1 protein-coding gene is annotated in these 621 nt (G+C 42.2%); it reads right to left on the reverse strand.

All coding sequences use genetic code 11. The features are described from left to right. Positions 1 to 181: DUF4158 domain-containing protein (locus tag R7E78_RS27980; RefSeq protein ID WP_318058867.1), on the reverse strand; the 181-nt coding region annotated here is incomplete at its 3' end. Between the last annotated feature and the right edge of the window lie 440 nt (positions 182 to 621).

The following is a 621-nucleotide window of genomic DNA, read 5'->3' on the forward strand; positions in this document are numbered from 1 at the left end:
ATCCCAAAATCGCGACAAAGTAACATCTATGAGCTCTGAGACGAATTGACCGAAAAACTGCCAATTCCGCATCGTTCAGAGAAAAGTACAGACGTTGTTCTTCGATTGAAAAAATGGGTGGGGAATAAAGATCTGCCTGTTCTGCTCTCGTGAGAATAGTAATTTCGTTTTTGATGGCCATATCAGGGCTGTTCCGTATTAAATGTACGATATTTACCTAATTTGCCACACTTATAAGTAGTAACCCACCTCCGCAGCCATTTATTGGTGTGGTCTACAGAGGATTATGTCTTTTTAGAGGGGAAAATCCCTAGAACCCCATCTCCAAACATATCAAGCGTGTCTGTATCCCACTCTATTGTAAACAAGACATTTTTATCTTTTATATTCAATGGCTTATTTTCCTGCTAATTGGTAATACCATGAAAAATACCATGCTCAGAAAAGGCTTAACAATATTTTGAAAAATTGCCTACTGAGCGCTGCCGCACAGCTCCATAGGCCGCTTTCCTGGCTTTGCTTCCAGATGTATGCTATTCTGCTCCTGCAGCTAATGGATCACCGCAAACAGGTTACTCGCCTGGGGATTCCCTTTCGACCCGAGCATCCGTATGAGACTCA

It is taken from the genome of Vibrio sp. YT-19(2023), from assembly GCF_033337395.1.